Annotated in this window: 18 protein-coding genes; 12 read left to right on the top strand and 6 right to left on the bottom strand. The window is 62.2% G+C overall.

Annotation, left to right across the window (positions count from 1 at the left end; genetic code table 11):
- Positions 1–19 precede the first annotated feature (19 nt).
- The 3 genes from tssE to tssB form a co-directional block, all read right to left on the bottom strand.
- Complete coding sequence (tssE, locus tag DM374_RS14150; protein WP_110970396.1) at positions 20–466, bottom strand: type VI secretion system baseplate subunit TssE; 447 nt, start codon at positions 464–466, stop codon at positions 20–22.
- Positions 463–1,944, bottom strand: coding sequence for a type VI secretion system contractile sheath large subunit (gene tssC / locus DM374_RS14145; protein WP_110970395.1), 1,482 nt, complete (start codon positions 1,942–1,944; stop codon positions 463–465). The genes tssE and tssC overlap by 4 nt, the downstream gene beginning before the upstream one ends.
- Before the next feature lie 67 nt (positions 1,945–2,011).
- Positions 2,012–2,515 carry a type VI secretion system contractile sheath small subunit gene (gene tssB / locus DM374_RS14140; protein ID WP_110970394.1) on the bottom strand — a complete coding sequence of 168 codons (504 nt, stop codon included), beginning with the start codon at positions 2,513–2,515 and terminating at the stop codon, positions 2,012–2,014.
- Between the two features lie 491 nt (positions 2,516–3,006).
- On the opposite strand from tssB, the gene tssH reads away from it, so the two are divergent.
- The 4 genes from tssH to tssM all read left to right on the top strand — a co-directional run bounded on the left by tssH (position 3,007) and on the right by tssM (position 11,454).
- Entirely contained in the window at positions 3,007–5,574 is a 2,568-nt protein-coding gene (gene tssH / locus DM374_RS14135) for a type VI secretion system ATPase TssH (protein ID WP_110970393.1), read from the top strand.
- Between the two features lie 92 nt (positions 5,575–5,666).
- The gene (gene vasI, locus DM374_RS14130; protein ID WP_110970408.1) at positions 5,667–6,341 is read left to right on the top strand and encodes a type VI secretion system-associated protein VasI; all 675 of its coding nucleotides are present in this window, start codon (positions 5,667–5,669) and stop codon (positions 6,339–6,341) included.
- Positions 6,338–7,762, top strand: coding sequence for a type VI secretion system protein TssA (gene tssA / locus DM374_RS14125; RefSeq protein WP_110970407.1), 1,425 nt, complete (start codon positions 6,338–6,340; stop codon positions 7,760–7,762). The genes vasI and tssA overlap by 4 nt, the downstream gene beginning before the upstream one ends.
- A 14-nt stretch (positions 7,763–7,776) precedes the next feature.
- Entirely contained in the window at positions 7,777–11,454 is a 3,678-nt protein-coding gene (tssM, locus tag DM374_RS14120) for a type VI secretion system membrane subunit TssM (RefSeq protein ID WP_110970392.1), read from the top strand.
- 1 nt (position 11,455) lies between these two features.
- Here the strand turns inward: tssM and DM374_RS14115 are convergent, their stop codons facing one another.
- Positions 11,456–12,403 (bottom strand): GlxA family transcriptional regulator, encoded by a 948-nt coding sequence (locus tag DM374_RS14115; RefSeq protein WP_110970391.1) that lies wholly within the window; start codon positions 12,401–12,403, stop codon positions 11,456–11,458.
- 171 nt (positions 12,404–12,574) lie between these two features.
- On the opposite strand from DM374_RS14115, the gene choX reads away from it, so the two are divergent.
- From choX to DM374_RS14090, 5 genes are all read left to right on the top strand, one after another.
- Positions 12,575–13,507, top strand: a complete 933-nt coding sequence (gene choX, locus DM374_RS14110; protein WP_110970390.1) for a choline ABC transporter substrate-binding protein — start codon at positions 12,575–12,577, stop codon at positions 13,505–13,507.
- A 161-nt stretch (positions 13,508–13,668) separates the two neighbouring features.
- On the top strand, positions 13,669–14,553 hold the full coding sequence (locus DM374_RS14105; RefSeq protein ID WP_110970389.1) for a BKACE family enzyme: 885 nt from the start codon (positions 13,669–13,671) through the stop codon (positions 14,551–14,553).
- Positions 14,554–14,569: 16 nt separating this feature from the next.
- The gene (locus tag DM374_RS14100; RefSeq protein ID WP_110970388.1) at positions 14,570–15,535 is read left to right on the top strand and encodes an L-carnitine dehydrogenase; all 966 of its coding nucleotides are present in this window, start codon (positions 14,570–14,572) and stop codon (positions 15,533–15,535) included.
- Between the two features lie 14 nt (positions 15,536–15,549).
- The gene (locus DM374_RS14095; protein WP_110970387.1) at positions 15,550–16,020 is read left to right on the top strand and encodes a thioesterase family protein; all 471 of its coding nucleotides are present in this window, start codon (positions 15,550–15,552) and stop codon (positions 16,018–16,020) included.
- A 351-nt stretch (positions 16,021–16,371) separates the two neighbouring features.
- Positions 16,372–16,632, top strand: a complete 261-nt coding sequence (locus DM374_RS14090) for a hypothetical protein (protein WP_095156276.1) — start codon at positions 16,372–16,374, stop codon at positions 16,630–16,632.
- Positions 16,633–16,728: 96 nt separating this feature from the next.
- Here the strand turns inward: DM374_RS14090 and gbdR are convergent, their stop codons facing one another.
- A complete protein-coding gene (gene gbdR / locus DM374_RS14085) occupies positions 16,729–17,832 on the bottom strand; it encodes a choline metabolism transcriptional regulator GbdR (protein WP_110970386.1) in 1,104 nt (367 codons plus the stop codon).
- Between the two features lie 395 nt (positions 17,833–18,227).
- Positions 18,228–19,604 carry an L-serine ammonia-lyase gene (locus DM374_RS14080; protein WP_110970385.1) on the bottom strand — a complete coding sequence of 459 codons (1,377 nt, stop codon included), beginning with the start codon at positions 19,602–19,604 and terminating at the stop codon, positions 18,228–18,230.
- 447 nt (positions 19,605–20,051) lie between these two features.
- On the opposite strand from DM374_RS14080, the gene DM374_RS14075 reads away from it, so the two are divergent.
- From DM374_RS14075 to choV, 3 genes are all read left to right on the top strand, one after another.
- On the top strand, positions 20,052–20,999 hold the full coding sequence (locus DM374_RS14075) for a choline ABC transporter substrate-binding protein (RefSeq protein WP_110970384.1): 948 nt from the start codon (positions 20,052–20,054) through the stop codon (positions 20,997–20,999).
- Positions 21,000–21,064: 65 nt separating this feature from the next.
- On the top strand, positions 21,065–21,913 hold the full coding sequence (gene choW / locus DM374_RS14070; protein ID WP_175652826.1) for a choline ABC transporter permease subunit: 849 nt from the start codon (positions 21,065–21,067) through the stop codon (positions 21,911–21,913).
- Complete coding sequence (gene choV / locus DM374_RS14065; protein WP_110970383.1) at positions 21,910–23,088, top strand: choline ABC transporter ATP-binding protein; 1,179 nt, start codon at positions 21,910–21,912, stop codon at positions 23,086–23,088. Before choW ends, choV begins: the two co-directional genes overlap by 4 nt.
- The last annotated feature ends 77 nt before the right edge of the window (positions 23,089–23,165 follow it).

Here is a 23,165-nt window from a genome sequence, read left to right as displayed (position 1 = left end):
GCCTCCTCGGCCAGTGTATTCACAGCACCTGAATCCGTTGCTGTCGCTGATGAACCAGCAGGTCTATTTCGACCTGCTCGGACGCCTCCACAAGCGGGATCTGACAGTGCAGGCGAAAGCACAGACCCAGCGGCTGCTCAGCCGCGGCAAGCATGCGAACGTCCAGTACCCGGACTCGAGGCTCATAGAGAGCGATCATTTCGCGGATGTTCTGACAGATCTGATTTCTCAGCTCCAACTGCCCAGCAGCGGCATCATTCATGTCAGGCAACCCCAAGCCAGGGCAGCTCTGCGAGCCACCCTGACGAGAATTGAGCAACTGCTCCAGATTGTTCTTGATGGCTAGAATCCGCTCTGAAGCCAATCCCTGCCGGGTGCGCAAGCGCCGAGGCGGCAGATCCGGGTCGAGCCGCTGAAACAGGCTCCCCAGACCTGACGAGGGCGATACGGTCGGATTCACCGTCATTCCTTGTCGAGCCGACCGACAAGCGAGAGTTCGAAGTTGGCGCCCATGTACTTGAAGTGCGGGCGGACCGACAGCGATACCTGATACCAGCCAGGATTACCCTCGACGTCCTGCACCGCGATTTTCGCCGCGCGCAGAGGTCGACGGCTGCGCACATCGGAAGACGGGCTTTCCTGGTCGGCGACGTACTGCCGGATCCAATTGTTGAGCTCCCGCTCCAGGTCCGGACGCTCTTTCCAGCTACCAATCTGCTCGCGCTGGAGCACCTTGAGGTAGTGGGCCAGCCGGTTGATGATCATCATGTAGGGCAACTGCGTGCCGAGCATGTAGTTCGTCTGCGCCGCCTGGCCTTCGGGCGTCTTCGCGAACACTTTGGGACGCTGCACCGAGTTGGCCGAGAAGAAGGCCGCGTTGTCGCTGCCTTTGCGCATGGTCAGCGGAATGAAGCCTTCGCTGGACAGCTCGAACTCGCGACGGTCAGAGACCAGCACTTCGGTAGGGATCTTGGCCTGAAGCTGGCCAAGGGATTCGTAAAGATGAACCGGCAGGTCATCTACGGTACCGCCCGACTGCGGACCGATGATGTTCGGACACCAACGATACTTGGCAAAGCTGTCGACGATGCGACCGGCTAGCGCAAATGAGGTGTTACCCCAGAGGTAGTTGTGGTGATCGCCGTCGATGGTCTCGCGATAGTCAAAACTGCGAGCAGGGTTCTCGAGTGGGTCGTAAGGCTGGCGCAGCAGGAAGCGCGGCATGGTCAGCCCCAGATAACGAGCGTCCTCGGAATCGCGCAGGCCGCGCCACTTGGTGAAGCGTGGCCCGTCGAAAATGTCCTTCACTTCCTTGAGGTTCGACAGCTCCTGGAACGACTCAAGATTGAACATTTCCGGACCGACAGCACCGAGGAATGGTGCATGGGCCATCGCTCCGACAGAGGCGACGTAGCCGAGCAGCTTGATATCCGGAGCCGACGGTCCGAAGGTGTAGTTACTGACCATGCATCCCACCGGCAGACCGCCAAACTGGCCGTAGCCGGAGGTGTAGACGTGTCGATAAAGGCCACTGCGAGTAATATCGCTGGCGCTTTCGAAGTCCTCAAGCAACTCCGGCTTGGTCACGTGCAGCAGATCGATGATCGTGTTTTCGCGGAAGTCCGTACGGTCAATGAGGAACTTGAGACCACGCCAGCTCGACTCCAGCGCCTGGAACCTCGGGTGATGAAGTACCAGGTCCATTTGCTTGCCGATCCTGGCGTCGATCTGCGCCAGCATCTGGTCGACCAACTGCTTGTTGATCGGTCGCTGTTGATCAGACGACTTGAGCATTTCGGCAATGAAAGCAGCTACACCGCGCTCGGCAACGGCATACCCTTCCTGGCTTGGCTCGATTCGCGTCTGAGCAAGGATCTGGGCCAGCAGGCCACCTTCATGATTTGAACGTTGTTGCTCGACAGGGGCGGATTGCGCTTCGGTCATGCTCATATCCCTTGAAAAATGAATGGATGAATTGCTCGTCAGCCCATTCGGGCCGGACAGAACCGGATCAGTTCAGGCTTTCGCCCAGCACTGCCTCCAGCTCCTTGGCAAGCTGGCCGCGCGCAGCTTCGTCACCCAACATGGCCTGCAGTTGCTTGCGGAACTCCGGAACATTGCCAAGAGGCCCCTTGAGGGCGACCAACGCCTCGCGCAATTCGAGCAACTTGTTCAACTCAGGAATCTGGCGGGCGACCGCATCAGGGCCAAAGTCATCGATGGCGCGGAATTTGAGATCTATGTCCAGCGTGTCTTCCGCACTTTCTGAAAGTGCACTGGAAACACTTTCCTTGAGGCTGATGCACTGCTCCGCCATGACACTGTTGAAGGTGTCCTTGTCGATACGAACCGGAATTCGATCTTCGAGCGCACTGTCCTCCTCTCGCCCCATAAAGTCCCCCGCCACCAACAATCGCAAAGGGAGCTCCACCTCTTCCTGCTCACCGTTGGTGGCGGGAACATAGGTGATATTGATTCGCTCCTTGGGGGCGACCGAGCCTCTTTTATTTGCCATGAACCACTTCTCCGGAAGTTCGCTTATTAATTGGCGCTCATCGAAATACCACTACACGATTGCGATGAAACGCGGCGCCCCGATGAGCTCATCGAGTCACATAGAAATTATCCAGCCCACGAATAGATCAGCCATTTCGCCCCATACCAATACCGGAGCAACGCCAGCGAACTCGCCTCAACTCAAAACAGCGCCAAGGCTAGAGCAAGGACAAGCAGCAAAAAAATAGGAAATTTCCTAATTACCAATAGGAAATACCCTCAAACTTTAAGTAACAAACTATAAGAAACCTTTCGAAGCCCTACCGGAATATTCCTATATACAAGTAATCAACTTTAATGCTTTCTTTTCAGGTCGTTGCGCACCTCCAGTTTCGTTGCACTTTTTCAATAGAACCCAAGTGTCACGCGGAACAATCGACACGCCCCATACAGTGGGCGACCGCGCAACAAGGAAGTACTTCCTGCTTATCTAAAGGTGAATTACAAAAAATGATCACGGTTGATCCGGCTGCGCTATTAGAACGTCTCAGTCCCTGCTGCCGGCAGGCGCTGGAAGAAGCAGGAAACCTGTGCATCGACCAAGGCGGCGCGGAGGTGACCGTTATGCATTTGCTGACGGCATTCCTCGGCCAGCCTGCCTGCGACGTCCGCATCACGATCGCCAGCGCAGGCCTGGCCGTCGATGCCGTGCGGCATGCCCTGTCCAGCGGCTTCGAGGACCGTGATTCAGGTCGCAGCCAGTACCCGTCCTTTTCCCCGCTTCTTGTTGAGGTTTTACAAGATGCCTGGCTGCTCAGTTCGGTAGAACTGGGACAACCGCACATACGCAGCGGCGCGGTCTTCCTGGCGGCACTGCTCAGTCCGGCACGCTACCTGCCTCTGGCGGCCATCCGCTTGCTCGACGGGGTCAACCGCGAATCACTGCGTAAACGCTTTGCGACGCAGTTGGCGGCCTCTGCGGAAACGTTGCAGGTTACAGCTGAACCGCAGGCATCGGCAGCAAAGCCAGGCGAGGACAGTGCGCTGGCCAGGTTCGGCCACAACTTCACCGCCCAGGCACGCGAAGGACGCATGGACCCGGTGCTGTGTCGCGATGCCGAGATGGATCTGATGATCGATATCCTTTCGCGCAGGCGCAAGAACAACCCCATCGTGGTGGGCGATGCGGGCGTCGGCAAGAGCGCAGTGGTAGAAGGCCTCGCCCTGCGGATCGTGCAGGGCCGCGTGCCCGAGCCGCTGCGCAGGGTCGAACTGTGGGGGTTGGACCTGGGTGCCCTGCAGGCAGGTGCTGCCGTGAAGGGTGAGTTCGAAAAACGCCTGAAGGCGGTAATCGACGAGGTCAAGGGCGCCGCCCGGCCGATCATCCTGTTCATCGACGAGGCCCACACCCTGATCGGCGCCGGCAACCTCGCCGGCGGCAGCGACGCGGCAAACCTGCTGAAGCCGGCGCTCGCGCGGGGCGAGCTGCGCACCATCGCCGCTACGACCTGGTCGGAGTACAAGAAATACTTCGAGAAGGACCCCGCCCTGACCCGCCGCTTCCAGTTGGTCAAACTGGAGTCACCCACCACCGAACAGGCCGTGCACATTCTGCGTGGCTTGCGCCCCGTCTACGAAGCATCGCATCAGGTGTTCATCGGCGATGACGCGCTGCAAGCCGCCGCCGCCCTGTCGAGCCGCTACCTCTCTGGACGGCAGTTGCCGGACAAGGCCATCGACGTGCTCGATACCGCCTGTGCCCGAGTCGCGTCTGCACTGGCCGAGCCGCCAAGGCGACTCAACGCACTGGAGAACGAACTCCGACAGATCGACGCCGAATCCGCCCAACTGATACGTGACGGCAAGGCTGGCCGGGCGACCGCCCCGGGTCGGTTGGAAGCGCTGGCCACGGCCCGCGAGGGCATGTTGGGTAACACCTTGCAACTGCGTCAGTCATGGGAACAACAAAAAGCACTGGTGGACGAAATCGTTGCCCTGCGAGCTGGCAACGACGATGAGACGGTTACGCGGGTACTGGCCGAAAAGGTCACACAGTTGAGCGAGCTCCAGCGTGCAGGCGCCTTGGTGCACGCCGATGTCGGCGCTGAACAGATAGCCCAGGTGATTGCCGACTGGACGGGCATTCCGGCCACCACGATCAGCAGCGACCAGATGGCGCGTCTGGAAAGCTTGCCGTCGAACCTGAAAAGCCGCATCAAAGGCCAGGATACTGCTCTTGGAATTCTGCACCGGCGCCTGCTGACCGCGCTGGCAGACCTGCGCCGCCCAGGCACGCCGATCGGCGCCTTCCTGCTGGTCGGCCCCAGTGGCGTCGGCAAGACGGAAACCGCCTTGGCGGTGGCGAACGCGCTCTTCGGTGGTGAACAGTTCCTGACCACCATCAACATGTCCGAGTACCAGGAGAAGTTCACCGTATCTCGCCTGCTGGGTGCTCCGCCTGGCTATGTCGGCTATGGCGAGGGGGGCGTTCTCACCGAAGCCATTCGCAAGCAGCCCTATTCGGTGGTGCTGCTCGATGAGGTGGAAAAAGCCCATCCGGAAGTGCTCGACCTGTTCTACCAGGCCTTCGACAAGGGCGAGCTGAACGATGGCGAAGGCCGGCGCATCGACTGTCAGAACGTGCTGTTCTTCCTGACCTCCAACCTGGGCTTCGATCAGGACGATGAGTCGCTGCAAGACCTGGAAGGCGATGTGCTGCGCCAGCGGCTAATGGGCTTTTTCAAACCGGCATTGCTGGCCCGTATGCAGGTCGTTCCGTATTGCTACCTGAATGAGGACGTACTCGCCGAGATTATCGATGGACGTCTGCAACGGCTGGTACAGCAGCTTCAGCAACGCCACGAAGCCACGCTGGCAATCACCGATGCCGCGCGCAATGAGCTACGGGCACGTTGTGCGCGGCATCGAAATGGAGCGCGCATGCTCGATGCGATCATCGATGGCGAGTTGCTCCCACCCCTGTCACTGGCCGTACTGCAACGACTGTCTCGCGGGGAAAAAATCCAGCATGCGGAACTGAGCTGGACCGATGGCGCGTTCGCGGCAACGTTGATCTGAGGCCGGAGGACGAAATGAATTCCATGGATGTTGCGCCACTTCTGTGCAAACAGCTCCAGGCCGGTGGCCTGACTTCCGAGCGGAAGGGTTTGATGAGACTGACAGTGCTGGCGGCGGTGATTCTGGCTGGCTGCGATAGTGGTGAACCCGCCACGGCGGCAGGCCCTGACTGCACCCGGATCACTTCCGCGCTGGAGCGCCTCGCCTGCTTCGATGCCGTAGCCGAAACGCCACCCACTTATCCCTCACAACAACCTCCAGCCGATGCGGTCGTTGCCGAGCAGGCAGTGAAGGCGCCCCACATCACGCGCCTGGTCAATGCCAATGAGGCGGGAAGGCGCCCGGAGGAGACCGCATCGAGGATCAGTCGCAGCGCGGATGCCCTGCCCGGGCAGGACAAAGTGGTGATTTCCGCACCCGCGCTTAGCGGTACTGCCGCCGAAACCTACCTGGCGATCAGTTGCCTGTCGAACATATCCCGGCTGCAGTTGCTGAGCGCCGACCCACTGCCGGTGAACCACATCACTATCAGGCTGCTGCTGGATGGCAGGCCGATTACTGCTGCCCGTCCCTGGCAAGTGCTGGAAGACGGCACGATTAGCGACGCCGGCCGTGGGCTGGTGGCCATCGAGCAGTTGCGCCATCTGACGCGTCCAGCACAACTGCTGCAAGTCGAGAGCAATCACGATCCGTTCGATGGCATGCGTTTCGATGCCACCGCACTGGCGGACCAGATGTCGAGACAACGGGAGGCCTGTCAGTGGTGAGGCAGCTCCCCCCGCTCGACATCAAGGCGCTGCTGACTCCGCTGGATGAGCGCCAGCCTGCGGGTACGTTCGATGAAGAGAACCCGCTGTTCCAGGACATTGATCATGAAATGATCAAGCTCGGTGGCCTGCAGGAGCAGGCCATCGATTGGAACCTCGTCGACCAGAGTGCTCGACAGTACCTGAGCAACCACTGCAAGCACTTCCGCATCGCTGGCCACCTGATGACGGTGCACCTGCGAACGAACAGTTGGCGGAGCTGGGCCGAAGCCGCAGGCGTACTGGCCGGCATGGTGGAAAAGTACTGGGAAACAGGGCACCCCAAGCCGGGTGCCACGGGTTATTCGAGCAAGCGCCGCCTGGTTGAGCAGCATCTGGAGCGACTGAGCGAGGCCCTGCCCAGGCTGGACCGCAAAGGCTACGCCGAAGATTTCTACAAGGCGGGCCAGCAGGCGCTCGACAACCTCCAGGCAAATGCACCGCTGACCGGGCTGGATGTTTCGGAGCTAAGCAAGCTGGAAGGCAAGCTACGACAGCACACCGAAGCCACCCGGGCGCCGGAGCTGTCCGAACACCCCGTCTATCAGCCCTCCAGAAGCGAGGCGCTGGCCGATACGCTCCTCGCTCCCCTGCAGTCCAATCCGGGCAATGGACGGGAGAATCGCCGCTCACTGCTCTCGGCCGCCGAGATCATCAATCGGCAGGATGCCTATGACCCGACCGGCTATCTGCTGCGCCGGTTCGCCCTGTGGTCACACCTGACACAGGTGCCCTCGGCGGCCAAGGACAACCGCACAGAGTTGATGGCTGTCCCACGGGATGTCGCAGACGGCTACGCCGAAGCCCTGACAACCAACAGTGTCGGCCCGACCCTCTTGCAACAGATCGAACGCAGCGTTGCGTCGTCGCCGTACTGGCTCCGCGGCAGCTATCTGTCGGCTGACACCGCTCGCAAGCTGGAAATGCCACGGGTAGCCGAGGCCATACGACAAGCCAGCGAACGCTTCGTGACCCGCCTGCCGGCCTTGACCACGCTGGAATTTTCCGATGGTCGCCCCTTCATCGATGACGACACTCAGGCCTGGCTGAGCGGTGCCGCGCAGAACACCGAAACCGGCTCAGGCCTGGAATACCCGGCACTGCGAGACGAACTGAGTGCGCTGCTGGACTCCACAGGCGTGGAGTCGATGCTTCGACGCCTGGAAACACTCCAGCAGCAAAAGACCGATGTGAGACACGGCTGTCATGTCATGGCCATCGCAGCCGAGCTGCTCGCCTCCCGAGGGCTGATCTGGCTCGCCGAAGGTTTATATGCCCGGGCGCGTAGCGTCATGGACAGCGCCTCCATCCGGGCGTGGGAACCGGAACTCTACGAGTTGCTGGTGCGGCACGCGCCGGCTGGCGAAGAACACAAGAATTGAACAGGAGCATTGCTTTGAGGAACATCTGGTCCAACTTGCAACAATACGGCCGGCCCGTTCTGCGCTGGGTCAAACCCGGCATGCCGCTCATGCTGCTGGCCCTGGCAATGGCCGTGATTGCCATCTGGTGGCTCGGCCCGCTGTGGACCGTTGCCGAGCGGCAGCCCCTCGGCAACCTGACCGCGAGGTTCCTGGCCACGATCATGTTGCTGGTGATTCCGTTGCTGGGTTGGGCGCTTCACCTGCGTCGGCACACTCGGCTATTGGAGGCGGAACGCAAACATGATCAGGAAGTGCAGACCGATAGCTGCCTGCGCTACATCGAAGCACAGGAACGCGATCTCGACCGCAGCCTGGCACTGCTCCAATCCAACCTCAAAGGCCGCAATGCCTTGTACCAGATGCCCTGGTATCTGATTCTCGGGCAGGAAAACTCGGGCAAGACCAGCTTCGTGAACCGCTCCAACCCGAGCTTCTCCCTGACAGGAGAAATGAAAGCCGGTAGCTGGCGCGTGCAGGACGACCCGGACAGGATCTACCCGATTGACTGGTGCATCGGCGACCAGGCGGTGCTCATCGACCCTCCGGGCGAGATCATCAGCCAGCCGCGGGTTGCAGCCAACCCGCAAGAAAACGAAATGCCGGCCTCGGCCACTGTCGACCAGGACTCCTCGCTGCGACGCGCCACGGCCGGGTTACCGGAAGACCTTCATTCGCGCCTGTGGAACAGCTTCGTCAGCTGGCTGGGGCGCAATCGCAGCCGCCGGCCGCTGAATGGCGTCGTCCTGATGGTCAGCCTGGTGACCTTGCTGAACCAGAAACCCAGCGACCGCAAAGCCCTGGCCATGTTGCTGCGGGCAAGGCTGATCGAACTCAGCCGCGAACTCGGCACGCGCCCGCCGTTGTATGTCGTGCTGAGCAAGTTCGATTTGCTCGAAGGCTTCGAGCCGTTGTTCGCCCGCCTGCCCAAGTCGGCTCGCGAGGATATTTTCGGCTTCACGTTTACCCTGGATTCGGTACGAGACTACGACGCGTGGCTCGAGGAGCTGGGTGTGCGCTACGACGCCTTACTCGACCGCCTGAACGAGCAAGTCTTCGACGCCATGGCGGATGTCGGCGAAACGTCCCAACGCGAGTCCCTGTATTCGCTGGTGCGGCAGATGTCCGGTTTGCGCTCGGTGCTGCTGGACTTCCTCGCGGACGTGATGGGCAGTGACCGCTTCGCCACGCCATCCTTGCCACGCGGCGTGTTCTTCTCTTCGGTGTATCAACAAGGCGTGCTCAACAATGCCTTTGTGGCATCGGCGGCAAAAACTTACGGCCTGCGCGAGTCGGCCAACAATATGCACCCCAGCGGACGGGCAATGGTCTATTTTGCCCAGCAACTTTTCCAGCGCATCATCTATCCCGAGTCGGGCCTGGCCGGCGACAACCCTCGTGTCCTGAGACAGAAGAAACACGCCCTCGCCCTGCATTTCGGCATTGCGTCGCTGGGCAGCCTGATGATCATTGGCGGCTGGCACCACTATTACACCGTCAACCGCGACAAGGCCTCGAGTGTCATGGAGCGCAGCCGCGACTTCAGCGCCAGCGCCATCGACGGCACGCTGGACCCAACCGGATACAACCTGTTGCAGCCACTGGACCAGATCAGCAACGCCGTCGCCGTCTATGGCGACTACCGCGATGCCTGGCCACTGCTGGCCAACATGGGCCTGTATCAGGGCCGGGCGATAGGCCCCAAGGTGGACGAAGCCTACCTGGCGTTACTCTCACAGCGTTTTCTGCCGGCATTGGCCAGCGGCGTCATGGAAGCGCTGGACGGCGCCGACATCGAGGGTGACGCCCAACTGGCGGCCCTGCGTGTTTACCGAATGATCGAAGATCGCCCAAATCGCCGCACGCCGGTAGTGGAAGGCTGGATGGCTGCCTATTGGCAACGGGCGTTCCCGGGCAACGACGGCACCCAGCGTGCATTGATGCGGCATCTGGAATACGCCATGAAGTACGCCGACACACAGCTTCCGAACTATCACGATCGGGTTGCCGTGGTTCAGCGGCATCTGCAGCAGATTCCCTTGCCAGAGCGGGTGTACATGACCATGCGCCAGGAGGCCGGCGCATCCCTGCGCTCGCCCCTGGATCTGCGCAATGAAATCGGCCCGGCCTTCGACATCGTCTACCAGACCGAACCCGAAACGGCGGAGGGGCCTGAAGGGGAGTCTCTTTCTTCCGACGGACGCATCGATGCCCTGCTGACCGCCAGCGGCTATCGCAGCTACTTCGCCCAACACAACGATGGCCTCACCGAGCTGGCGATGGTCGACCAATGGGCCTTGGGCGAACGCGCCGGAATTGATTATTCGCAGGCTGATAAAGCAATCCTGGCCGAGCGAATCCGCGCGATCTACAGCCGCGCCTACGTCGACACCTGGCGGCGCAACCTCAGCCAGCTTGAGGTCCGGGACTTCCACGACATCACCGACGCCGTCAGCATCCTGGGCAGTATCACAGGCCCGGCCGATCCGCTGCGCCGACTGGTCGAAACAGTGCGTGATAACAGTGAACTCGGCGTCAGACCCGCTTCCGTCAGCAGCACGGCGAATCTGATCGATAAGGCGGCGACACTGACCGATCAGGTGGCCGAGGTCAGTGCTGATGCCACTCAGACACCGATGACCCTGGAAATCGTGCGTGCCTTCACGCCATTGACCCAACTGCTTGAAGCCCGGGGAGAACGAGCGTCCTACCTGGAAGAAACGATGCTGGCAATTGGCAGCGTGCAGGAAAAGGTCCGCCTGGTGCACGACAGCCCCGACCGCGGTAAAGCAGCGCTCGCCATGGTTGTGGAGCGCTTCTCGCTGAAAGGCCCCGACCCCATCGCCAACCTGCAGCGGGTTGCCGCTGGGCTGCCCGAGCCGATGAACCGCCAGGTGGCCAAACTGGCCAATGAGTCCTCGCGGGTGATTCTGGTGGAAGCGCTGCGCGAGCTGGAGCGGCGCTGGGATAACGACATTCATCGCTTCTACCGCGAGCGGCTGGCTGATCGCTATCCATTCAGCCCCGGCAGCCGGGAGGAAGTTTCGCTGGAAGACTTCACCGCGTTCTTCGGCCCACAGGGTCGGCTACAGCAATTCCGCGAGGAGTACCTCAACCTGTTTCTCGAAGAAAACCTGGAGGCCCTCTACTCCGAACGCCTCGGCGGCTACCTGGTGCGGGCTGACGTACAGACCCGGCTGGAGTCGGCCGATCGCATCCGCGATGCCTTCTTCAACAGTCGCGGCTTACTCGGCGTGCAGTTCTATATCGAGCCCTTGGGCCTGGCGCCCAACAAACGCAGCAGCTCGCTCAGCGTCGAAGGACAACTGGTGACCTACAACCATGGCCCGACGACCAGCACGGCGCTGATCTGGCCCAACACCCTGGCCCCCAACAACGAAAGCCGCATGAGCCTCGTCAATGCGGGTGGCAGCAGCAGCGGCCTGGTCTATCGCGGGCCCTGGTCGCTTTATCGACTGCTGAGCCAGGCGCGACTGAACGGCACCACCAGCACCAGCGTGGACCTCAGTTTCTCCGCCCCGGACGGCAGCATGCGTTACCGCATCAGTACCGAGAAAGCCAACAACCCGTTCACCCAGCCGCTGTTCAAGGGCTTTGTATTGCCGCTGAAGTTGTTGCAGGACGGGCTGTAGATCACCCACCACTGACACCCCGCCGATCCTCCCGCGGGCACCGCTGAAACCGCGCCCGATAACTGCGGGTGAAATACGACGGTGAGTCGAAGCCGCAGGCGATGCTCACCTCCAGCACGCTCATCTCGGTCTGGCGCAGCAGTTGCCGCGCCTTGTCCAGGCGCAGACGCAGGTAAAAGCCGCTGGGCGTGTCGTTCAGGTACAGGCGGAACAGCCGCTCCAGTTGGCGCCGGCTGACCTGCACCGACCCGGCCAGGTCGAGGGTGTTCAGCGGCACCTCGGTATTGCGCTCCATCGCGCAGATCACCTGCACCAGCTTGCTGTTGCTGATGCCGTAACGCGAGGCGATCTGCATGCGCTGGTGATCCTGGCGCGGCCGGATGCGCCCGAGCACGAACTGTTCGGACACCTGAATCGCCAGCTCGGCGCCATGGGCCTGGGCGATCAGGTCGAGCATCAGGTCGATGGACGCGGTGCCGCCCGCCGAGGTGATGCGGCGGCGGTCCACTTCGAACAGCTCCTGCGTCGCCTCCAAACGCGGGTACCGCTCCTTGAACGCTTCCAGCGCCTCCCAGTGCAAGGTCACACGGTGGCCGTCGAGCAGCCCGGCCTCGGCCAGTACCAGCGTGCCGGTGTCGATGCCACCGAGCACCACGCCGTCGTGATCAAGCTTGCGCAACCAGTGCGCCAGCGCCGGGCCATAGCTCTGCAACGGCTCGAAACCGGCCACTACCAGCAGCGTCGCGCCCTTGCCCAATGTCTCCAACGGACCGTCGGCGTTGACCGACATGCCGTTGCTCGCCAACACCGCCCCGCCATCCAGGCTCAGCACCCGCCAGCGATACAGCCCAGAGCGGAAACGGTTGGCCACCCGCAGCGGCTCCAGCGCCGAAATGAAGCCCAGCGCGGAGAATCCGGGCAGCAGCAGAAAGTGGAAATCCTGGGACATGGTGGCGACTCGACAGCCAGGGAAGTGCGGTTAATACCGCGCAGGTCGCCGCTGTGCAAGCGTCGGTCGCCACAGTGCGATTTTCTACGCTGAACCCCGCGTAATTTGAGCACCACGGCTCGCAGAAGCCGCATCCCTATAACAATTAGAACTGCCGTTGGAGGAGCCACCATGTACAGATCGCTGCTGATGCTCGTCGGTACCGCAATCCTCAGCACCAACGCACTGGCCGCCGAGCCGGCCGTCTGCAAGAACGTCCGCCTGGGCGTCGTCAACTGGACCGACGTGATGGCCACCAGCGCCATGACCCAGGTGCTGCTGGACGGCCTCGGCTACCAGACCAAACAGACCAGCGCCTCGCAACAGATCATCTTCGCCGGTATCCGTGACCAGCGACTGGACCTGTTCCTGGGCTACTGGAACCCGATCATGACCCAGACCATCACCCCGTTCATCGACGCCGGGCAGGTCAAGGTACTCGACACTCCCAGCCTGAACGACGCCCGCGCCACCCTTGCCGTGCCGAAATACCTGGCAGACAAGGGCCTGAAAACTTTCGCCGACATTCAAAAATTCCAGAAAGAACTGGGCGGCAAGATCTACGGCATCGAGCCGGGTTCCGGGGCCAATACCCAGATCAAGGCGATGATCGCCAAGAACCAGTTCGGCCTGGGCAAATTCCAGCTGGTGGAGTCCAGCGAGGCCGGCATGCTCGCCGCGGTCGATCGCGCCGTGCGGCGCAAGGAAGCCGTGGTGTTCTTCGGCTGGGCGCCGCATCCGATGAACGTGAATGTCGACATGGCCTACCTGAGCGGCAGCGAAGACGCTCTGGGCCCGGACGAAGGCCGCGCCACGGTGTGGACCGTCACCGCGCCGGATTACGCCAGCCGCTGCCCGAACGTCAGCCGCCTGCTGAGCAACCTGACCTTCAGCGCCGAAGCCGAGAGCCGGATGATGCAACCGCTGCTGGACCACAAGGACGCACTGGAATCGGCACGGCAGTGGCTCAAGGACCATCCCGAGGACAAGGCCCGCTGGCTGGAAGGCGTGACCACGCTGGACGGGCAACCCGCCGCTGAGAACCTGAAACTCACCGCCAACTGACCCCACCGCCCTCCCTTCCCTGTAGGAGCGAGCTTGCTCGCGATAAGGCCCTCACAGAGCCCGCGACACGGCCATCGCGAGCAAGCTCGCTCCTACAGAAATGCTACGCGCCCACAAAGGCCACGAGCCAGACAGACAGACACGCCCCAAGGAACCTCGCAATGAACCACGACGTCATCATCACCTGCGCCCTCACCGGCGCCGGCGACACCGCCAGCAAAAGCCACCTGGTCCCAGTCACGCCGAAGCAGATCGCCGCCGCCGCAGTGGAAGCGGCCAAGGCCGGCGCCACCGTGGTCCACTGCCACGTCCGCGATCCCGAGACCGGCCGCTTCAGCCGCGACGTGGCGCTCTACCGCGAAGTAATGGAACGCATCCGCGAGGCGGACGTGGACATCATCGTCAACCTCACCGCCGGTATGGGCGGCGACCTGGAGATCGGCCCCGGCGAAATGCCCATGGAATTCGGTCCCGGCACCGATCTCATCGGCCCGCTGGAGCGCCTGGCACACGTCGAAGCCCTGCTGCCGGAAATCTGCACCCTGGATTGCGGCACCCTCAACTTCGGCGACGGCAACAGCATCTATGTTTCGACCCCGAGCCAACTGCGCGCCGGCGCCAAGCGCATCACCGAGTTGGGCGTGAAAGCCGAGCTGGAAATTTTCGACACCGGCCACCTGTGGTTCGCCAAGCAGATGATCAAGGAAGGCCTGCTGGACGACCCGTTGTTCCAGCTCTGCCTGGGCATCCCGTGGGGCGCGCCGGCGGACACCACCACCATGAAAGCCATGGTCGACAACCTGCCGCCAGGCGCGACCTGGGCCGGGTTCGGTATCGGTCGCATGCAGATGCCGATGGCCGCGCAGGCGGTACTGCTGGGGGGTAACGTACGGGTCGGCCTGGAAGACAACCTGTGGTTGGAAAAAGGCGTGCTGGCCAGCAACGGCCAACTGGTGGAGCGCGCTGCCGAGATCCTTCACCGCCTGGGCGCGCGGGTTCTGACCCCCGCCGAAGGCCGCGCCAAAATGAACCTGACCCGTCGCTGAGCCATAGGAGCCATACATGCGCTTTATCACTGATATCAAAACTTTCGCCGCCCTGGGCAGTGGCGTGATCGGCAGCGGCTGGGTCGCCCGCGCCCTGGCCCACGGCCTCGACGTGGTGGCCTGGGACCCGGCGCCCGGCGCCGAGCAGGCCCTGCGCAAACGCATCGCCAACGCCTGGCCTGCGCTGGAGAAACAAGGCCTGGCGACCGGCGCGTCGCAGGAACGGCTGCGCTTCGTGGCGACCATCGAAGAATGCGTGCGCGACGCCGATTTCATCCAGGAAAGCGCGCCAGAGCGGCTGGAACTCAAGCTCGACCTGCACGGCAAGATCAGCGCGGCAGCCAAGCCCGATGCACTGATCGCCTCCAGCACCTCGGGGCTGTTGCCCAGCGAGTTCTACGAGTCGTCCATCCATCCCGAGCGCTGCGTGGTCGGCCATCCGTTCAACCCGGTGTACCTGCTGCCGCTGGTGGAAATCGTCGGCGGCCGGAACACCGCGCCCGAGGCTATCGAGGCGGCGAAACAGGTCTACAGCGCCCTCGGCATGCAACCGCTGCATGTGCGCAAGGAAGTCCCCGGGTTCATCGCCGACCGCCTGCTGGAAGCGCTGTGGCGCGAGGCGCTGCACCTGGTCAACGACGGCGTGGCCACCACCGGCGAAATCGACGATGCGATCCGCTTCGGCGCCGGTCTGCGCTGGTCGTTCATGGGCACCTTCCTGACCTACACCCTGGCCGGTGGTGATGCTGGCATGCGCCACTTCATGGCGCAGTTCGGCCCGGCGCTGCAACTGCCGTGGACCTACCTGCCCGCCCCGGCGCTGACCGACGAACTGATCGACGCCGTGGTGGATGGCACCACCGACCAGCGCGGCGAGCGCAGCATTGCCTCGCTGGAGCGCTATCGTGATGACTGCCTGCTGGCGGTGCTGGACGCGGTGAAAACCACCAAGGCCCGCCACGGCATGACGTTCAGCGACTGACCCGGAGAAACGCGATGCCTGCCTTGCTGACCTACCAGACCCCGGTGCTGGAAGACTGGGTGGATTACAACGGGCATCTGCGCGATGCCTTCTATCTGCTGATCTTCAGCTACGCCACCGATGCGTTCATGGAGCGCATCGGCCTGGACGGTGACAACCGCGATGCCACAGGGCATTCGTTGTTCACCCTGGAATGCCATCTGAACTACCTGCATGAGGTGAAGCTCGGGACGCCGGTGTGGGTGAATACGCAAGTGATCGGCTTCGATCGCAAGCGCCTGCACCTTTATCACAGCCTGCACCGTGAAGGCTTCGAGCCGGCGCTGGCGGCCAATGAACAGATGCTGCTGCATGTGGACCTGGCGGGGCCGAAGTCGGCGCCCTTTGCCGAGGAGGTGGTGGAGCGGTTGCGGGGGATCGTCGCGGAGCAGGCGGATTTGCCGGCGGCGGAGTTTATCGGGCGGGTGATCGGCCTGTCGGGCTGAGACCTAATCGCTGGCAAGCCAGCTCCCACAGGAGCCTGTGCATGCGGTCTCTGTGGGAGCTGGCTTGCCAGCGATTAGGCCCTCTGATTTTCACCCGCCCAAAAAACAGCCCCGGATAGCCGTGACGCGTCCGGGGCGAAGAGTGAGCAAATTACCTGCTGCCAGAAGACCGGTGACCAAACCGCCCTCAACCTGTGCATGGCCTCAGTGTGCACACTCCCGCGTCGCGCAATATTGCCGAAAACGACCTGTTCATAGGTAATGCGGCCATCGCGACAATCTGCCCTTGCCGCGCTCGCCGAGCGCTTCCAGAATCGGTCCACGATCTCACCTGCCACAAGGACTAACGCCATGATGCACGCGGATTTGATTGATCAGGACGACTTGGTTGGGCACCTGCGCGCCCTCGGTTTCGAAACACCTTCCGGGGTCAGCGCCGAACAGGCGTGCGAGCACGCGGTGCGCGGGCTGAGCGAGCCACAGGCCAAGGCGCTGAAAGGAATGGTCGAGCAGATGTACACCGGCAGCGCGACGATCTTGCCGGCGGTGCGTCAGGCGATTGAAAAGCAGTTGTTGCCGGCGCTGGCGGAGTTCAAGGCAGCTCACCGGTAATCGAAGTCGCTCTACAAGCCGCTCCAGACCTGTAGGAGCGAGCTTGCTCGCGATGGGGCCAGCGGCCCTCAGAGAGAATCGCGAGCAAGCTCGCTCTTACAATCTCACACTCGCAAACGTCGACTCGTTCCGCGCCTGGCTCAACGCCGCCATCGGCCCCGCCAGCGGCGACAACACCAGCGCCTGCGGGATCGGCATCATCGCCACCTGCTGGGCCGTATTGGAACCCACACGCTCATCCCGCGGCGGAATGCCGAAGTACTCGCGGTAGCACTTGGAGAAGTGCGGCGTGGAGACGAACCCGCACACCGACGCCACTTCGATGATCGACATCGGCGTCTGCTTGAGCAACTGCCGCGCGCGGATCAGGCGCAGCTTGAGGTAGTAGCGCGACGGCGAGCAATGCAGGTATTTTTGGAACAGCCGTTCGAGCTGGCGCCGCGATACCGAGACGTACACCGCCAGTTCATCCAGGTCGATCGGCTCTTCAAGGTTGGCTTCCATCAGCGCGACGATTTCCTGCAGCTTCGGCTGGTTAGTGCCGAGCATGTGCTTGAGCGGCACACGCTGGTGATCCTGTTCGTTGCGGATGCGCTCGTAGACAAACATTTCCGAAATTGCCGCCGACAGTTCGCGGCCGTGATCGCGGCTGATCAGGTGCAGCATCATGTCCAGCGGCGCGGTGCCGCCGGAGCTGGTGAAGCGGTTACGGTCGAGGGTGAACAGGCGGGTGCTCATGCTCACCCGCGGGAAGGCTTCCTGCATCGCCGCCAGACATTCCCAGTGCACGCTGCAATCGAAACCATCGAGCAGGCCGGCACAGGCCAGCGCCCAACTGCCGGTGCACACCGCACCAAGGCGGCGCGACTGACGGGCCTGGCTCTGCAGCCAGGTGACGTGTTCACGGGTCACGGTGCGCTGGATGCCGATGCCGCCGCAGACGATCACGGTGTCCATCGGCGGCGCCTTGTGCATCGCTGCATCGGGAGTGATCTGCAGACCGTCGCTGGCCCAGACCTGGCCGCCATCCACGCTCAGGGTATGCCAGCGATACAGCTCGCGACCGGACAACTGGTTGGCCATGCGCAGCGGTTCAACGGCGGATGCCAGGGAAATCAGCGTGAAGTTGTCCAACAGCAGGAAACCGATGGATTGGGGCGTGCGGTTTTGGGGTTGGGCCCCGGAGTTGTACGACGTCATCGCGATCTCTCCTCACACAATGCAGGTTGCGCCTCAGGCATGGGGCTTTTTTGTTTTCGCCCCGGTTCGAATGCAGGGGCTTTGCCAATCACAACGCAAATGCCATGCCTGAAATTGAACAGCTATTCAATAAATCCTGAAAGCGACGTCGCGACACGTCTAAAAAGCGCCCTCGACCAGCCGCTCCAGTGAACGGAAAGGGCCGGTCCAGGGCTTATCGGCAGGCGTGGTGAGCAGTTCGGTAGCACTGGTGGGAAAGTTGCCCAGAAGCGACACGAAAGAGTGTCACCTGAGGTAGTACGGAGGGATTTTCAGCGTAGGAAAAACTGGCCTTTCGCCCACGCGCCAAAAGGCGGCGCGGGCGTAGGCAACTGAGCGAAAACGGCGCAGCGACCTCAGCACTCGATCGCGCTGACCGCCAGACCGCCGCGGGAGGTTTCTTTGTACTTGTCGTGCATGTCGGCGCCGGTATCGCGCATGGTGCGGATCACCCGGTCGAGGGAAATGAAGTGTTCACCATCCCCCCGCAGAGCCATCTGCGCGGCGTTGATCGCCTTGACCGCGGCGATGGCGTTGCGCTCGATGCACGGCACCTGGACCAGCCCGCCGACCGGGTCGCAGGTCAGACCCAGGTTGTGTTCCAGGCCAATTTCGGCGGCGTTTTCCAGTTGCGCCGGAGTCGCGCCGAGCACTTCGGCAAGCCCCGCCGCAGCCATCGCGCAGGCCGAGCCGACCTCGCCCTGGCAACCGACTTCGGCACCGGAAATCGACGCGTTCTTCTTGCACAGGATGCCCACCGCTGCGGCAGCGAGGAAGAAGTCCACCACGCAGGCTTCGCTGACCTCATCGCTGAAGCGCATGTAGTAATGCAGCACCGCAGGAATGATCCCGGCCGCGCCGTTGGTGGGCGCGGTAACCATGCGCCCACCTGCGGCGTTTTCTTCGTTGACCGCCAGGGCGTAGAGGTTGACCCACTCCATCGCACTCAAGGTCGAGCCGATCACATTGGGCTTGCCCAGCTCCTGAAGGCTGCGGTGCAACTTGGCCGCGCGGCGTTTCACATTGAGGCCGCCGGGCAGGATGCCTTCGTATTTCAGGCCACTTTCCACGCAATCCTGCATGGCCTGCCAGAGCTTCATCAGGCCGGCGCGAATCTCCGCTTCACTGCGCCAGACCTTCTCGTTTTCCAGCATCAATTGCGACACGCGCATGTCGTTTTGCTTGCAGCGTTCGAGCAGTTCCTCGGCGCTGTTGAAATCGTAGGGCAGCACGGTGTTGTCGCTATCCAGCACACCGCTGGCGGCCTGCGCCGCATCGACCACAAAGCCGCCACCCACCGAGTAATAGGTGTCGCTGTGCAGCTCGCCGTCAGCGCCTTCGGCCACCAGGGTCATGGCGTTGGGATGGTAGGGCAGGTTCTCGTCCAGCAGGCGCATGTCGCGCTGCCAGATAAAGGGTACGGGCAGACGGCCGTCGAGCAGCAGGGTGTCGGTTTCGCGAAGCGTGGCGATGCGGATGCCGATCTGCGACGGGTCGATCGCGTCCGGCCATTCGCCCATCAGGCCCATGATCACGGCGTTGTCGCTGCCGTGGCCGACACCGGTGGCCGAGAGCGAACCGTAGAGGCGCACTTCGACGCGGCGCACCTGCTCCAGTTCGCCCCGCTCGCGCAGGCCCTGGACGAACAGAGCCGCGGCGCGCATGGGCCCGACGGTATGGGAACTGGACGGGCCGACGCCGATCTTGAACAGGTCGAACACACTGATGGCCATGGCCACGAACCTCCTGATTGGGCAGGCGTACGCAGCCCGGGCACGGAGGCCACAGCTGCTACGCTGACTGGGCGGCAATCCGCCGATTCCGCGCATCATCAGGCTTTTGGCACTGCCCCTGACGTCTGCAACCGACTCACTCTTGTCCAGCAACGCCGCCCCTTGCGAGCAGCCTGAAAGCGCCGTTTTTTGCGGCGCAGATTGGACGAAAGAGCGTTTATCGGGGCCGATGAATCCATATGCGACCTCATTGGCACTGGATGCGACCCTGCCTGTACTGGTTACGACGCACCCTGTAGGCGTTTGTTTTTCGCTGGTAGATGATCGGTATCGACTCGATTGCACGGCACTCGTCCCGCTGTCGCCCGGCAGCCACCCGACCGAATGCAGACATAAAGCACGGCGGTCCCGTGGGACGTCCGAAAAAAAACACTAAGGAGTCCACTCATGAAAGGTTCACCTTCGCTGTTACTGGCCGCGCTACTGAGCCTCCCGGCGCTGGCCCAGGCCGCCGAGCCTGAAGCGTGTCACACCGTCAACTTCTCCGATGTCGGCTGGACTGACATCACCGTGACCACCGCTGTGACCAGCGCCATTCTCGAAGCGCTGGGCTACAAGACCCGCACCACCATGATCTCCGTTCCGGTGACCTACAAGTCGCTGGCCGACGGCAAGAACATGGACGTGTTCCTCGGCAACTGGATGCCGACCATGGAAAACGACATCAAGCAGTACCGTGATGCCGGCACCGTGGAAACTGTCCGCGCCAACCTGGAAAACGCCAAATACACCCTCGCCGTCCCCCAGGCGCTGTATGACAAAGGCCTGAAGGACTTCGCCGATATCGCCAAATTCAAGAAGGAGCTTGACGGCAAGATCTACGGCATCGAGCCCGGCAACGACGGCAACCGCACCATCCAGAGCATGATCGACAAGAACGCCTTCGGCCTGAAAGACGCCGGTTTCAAGGTGGTCGAATCGAGCGAGGCCGGCATGCTGTCGCAAGTCGATCGTGCGGCGCGACGCGGCACCGACGTGGTGTTCCTCGGTTGGGAACCGCACCCGATGAACAAGCGCTTCAAGATGCAGTACCTGAGCGGCGGCGATGACTTCTTCGGCCCTGACTTCGGCAAGGCCACCGTGCTGACCAACACCCGCAAGGGTTACACCCAGGAATGCGCCAACGTCGGTCAACTGCTGAAAAACCTGTCCTTCACCCTGGACATGGAAAGCACGCTGATGGGTAACGTCCTCGACGACAAGACCAAACCCGACGCCGCCGCCAAGGCCTGGCTGAAAAACAATCCACAGGTGCTCGACACCTGGCTGGCCGGCGTAACCACCGTAGACGGCAAACCCGGCCTGGAAGCGGCCAAGGCCAAACTCACGCAGTAAGCACGCCCCCGCGGCGGCGAGACCGCCGCGGGGAGTTTTCGAATCCTTGCAGGTGGACGCTCGCTATCATGCTGATCGATCAAAAAATACCCTTGGGCCAGCACATCGCGGCCTTCGTTGAATGGCTGACCCAACACGGCGCCAATTACTTCGATGCCTTCGCCGCGGCGCTGGAATGGATGATTCACGGGGTGACCGGGGCACTGACCTGGTTCAACCCGTTCGTCCTCATCGGGCTGATCGCACTGGGCGCACACCTGATCCAGCGAAAGTGGGCGCTGACCGCCTTTTGCGTGGCGTCGTTCCTGTTGATCCTCAACCTGGGTTACTGGCAGGAAACCATGGAGACCCTGGCCCAGGTCCTGTTCGCCACCCTGGTCTGCGTGGCCATCGGCGTGCCGCTGGGTATCGTCGCCGCGCACAAGCCGATGTTCTACACCGCCATGCGCCCGGTTCTCGACCTGATGCAGACGGTCCCCACCTTCGTTTACCTGATCCCGACCCTGACCCTGTTCGGTCTGGGTGTGGTTCCCGGGCTGATTTCGACGGTGGTGTTCGCCATCGCCGCGCCGATCCGCCTGACCTACTTGGGTATCCGCGACGTGCCCCAGGAACTGCTCGACGCCGGCAAGGCCTTTGGCTGCTCGCGCCGACAACTGCTGTCCCGTATTGAACTGCCCCATGCGATGCCAAGCATCGCGGCCGGTATCACCCAGTGCATCATGCTGTCGCTGTCGATGGTGGTGATTGCCGCGCTGGTGGGGGCCGATGGCCTGGGCAAACCCGTGGTCAACGCACTGAACACTGCCGATATCGCCCTGGGCTTCGAAGCGGGCCTGGCGATCGTACTGCTGGCAATCATGCTCGACCGTATCTGCAAACAACCCGATGTACAGGTAAGGGGTGAGGCATGAGCATCATTCGCTTCGAAGACGTAGACGTCATCTTCTCCAATCGACCGCGTGAGGCACTCAGCCTGCTCGACCAAGGCCTTACGCGGGAGCAAATCCTCAAGAAGACCGGGCTGGTGGTGGGCGTGGAAAAAGCCAACCTGGACATCAACAAAGGCGAGATCTGCGTGCTGATGGGCCTGTCCGGCTCGGGCAAATCCAGCCTGCTGCGCTGCATCAACGGCCTCAACACCGTCAGCCGCGGCAAGCTGTATGTCGAGCATGAAGGCTCACACATCGACATCGCCCACTGCACCCCGGCGGAACTGAAGATGATGCGCACCCAGCGCATCGCCATGGTGTTCCAGAAGTTCGCCCTGATGCCCTGGCTGACGGTGCGCGAGAACATCAGCTTCGGCCTCGAAATGCAGGGCCGCCCGGAGAAAGAGCGGCGCAAGCTGGTGGACGAGAAGCTGGAGCTGGTGGGCCTGACCCAGTGGCGCAACAAGAAGCCCGACGAACTCTCCGGCGGCATGCAGCAGCGCGTCGGCCTCGCCCGCGCATTGGCCATGGATGCCGACATCCTGCTGATGGACGAACCGTTCTCCGCCCTTGACCCGCTGATCCGCCAGGGCTTGCAGGACGAACTGCTGGAACTGCAACACAAGCTGAACAAGACCATCGTTTTCGTCAGCCACGACCTGGACGAAGCGCTGAAGCTCGGTACCCGTATCGCCATCATGAAAGACGGCAAGATCATCCAGTACAGCAAGCCGGAAGAGATCGTCCTCAACCCGGCGGACGACTACGTGCGCACCTTTGTGGCCCATACCAATCCGCTCAATGTCCTCTGCGGTCGCAGCCTGATGCGCACGCTGGACCAGTGCAAACGCATCAACGGCTCGGTGTGCCTGGACCCAAGCGGTGATTCCTGGCTCGACCTGGCCGAAGGCAACACCATCAAGGGTGCCCGTCAGGGCGTGAACGGCCTCGACCTGCAGAACTGGGCGCCGGGCGAGGCCGTGGAAGGCCTTGGCCGCAAACCGACCCTGGTCAACGTCAATATCGGCATGCGCGAAGCACTGCAGATCCGCTACCAGACCGGCAACAAGCTGGTGCTGCAAGAGGACAACCGTGTGGTGGGGATTCTCGGCGACAGCGAGCTGTATCACGCGCTGCTGGGCAAAAACCACGGCTGAGCCTTGATCCGGTCCTTCGCGAGCAAGCAGAGCGCAGCTCATCCCCTAGTGGGAGCGAGCTTGCTCGGGAAGGACCG

The sequence above is a fragment of the Pseudomonas huaxiensis genome (assembly GCF_003231275.1).
Classification (GTDB): Bacteria; Pseudomonadota; Gammaproteobacteria; order Pseudomonadales; family Pseudomonadaceae; genus Aquipseudomonas; species Aquipseudomonas huaxiensis.
This window is presented reverse-complemented; position numbering and strand designations above follow the sequence as displayed.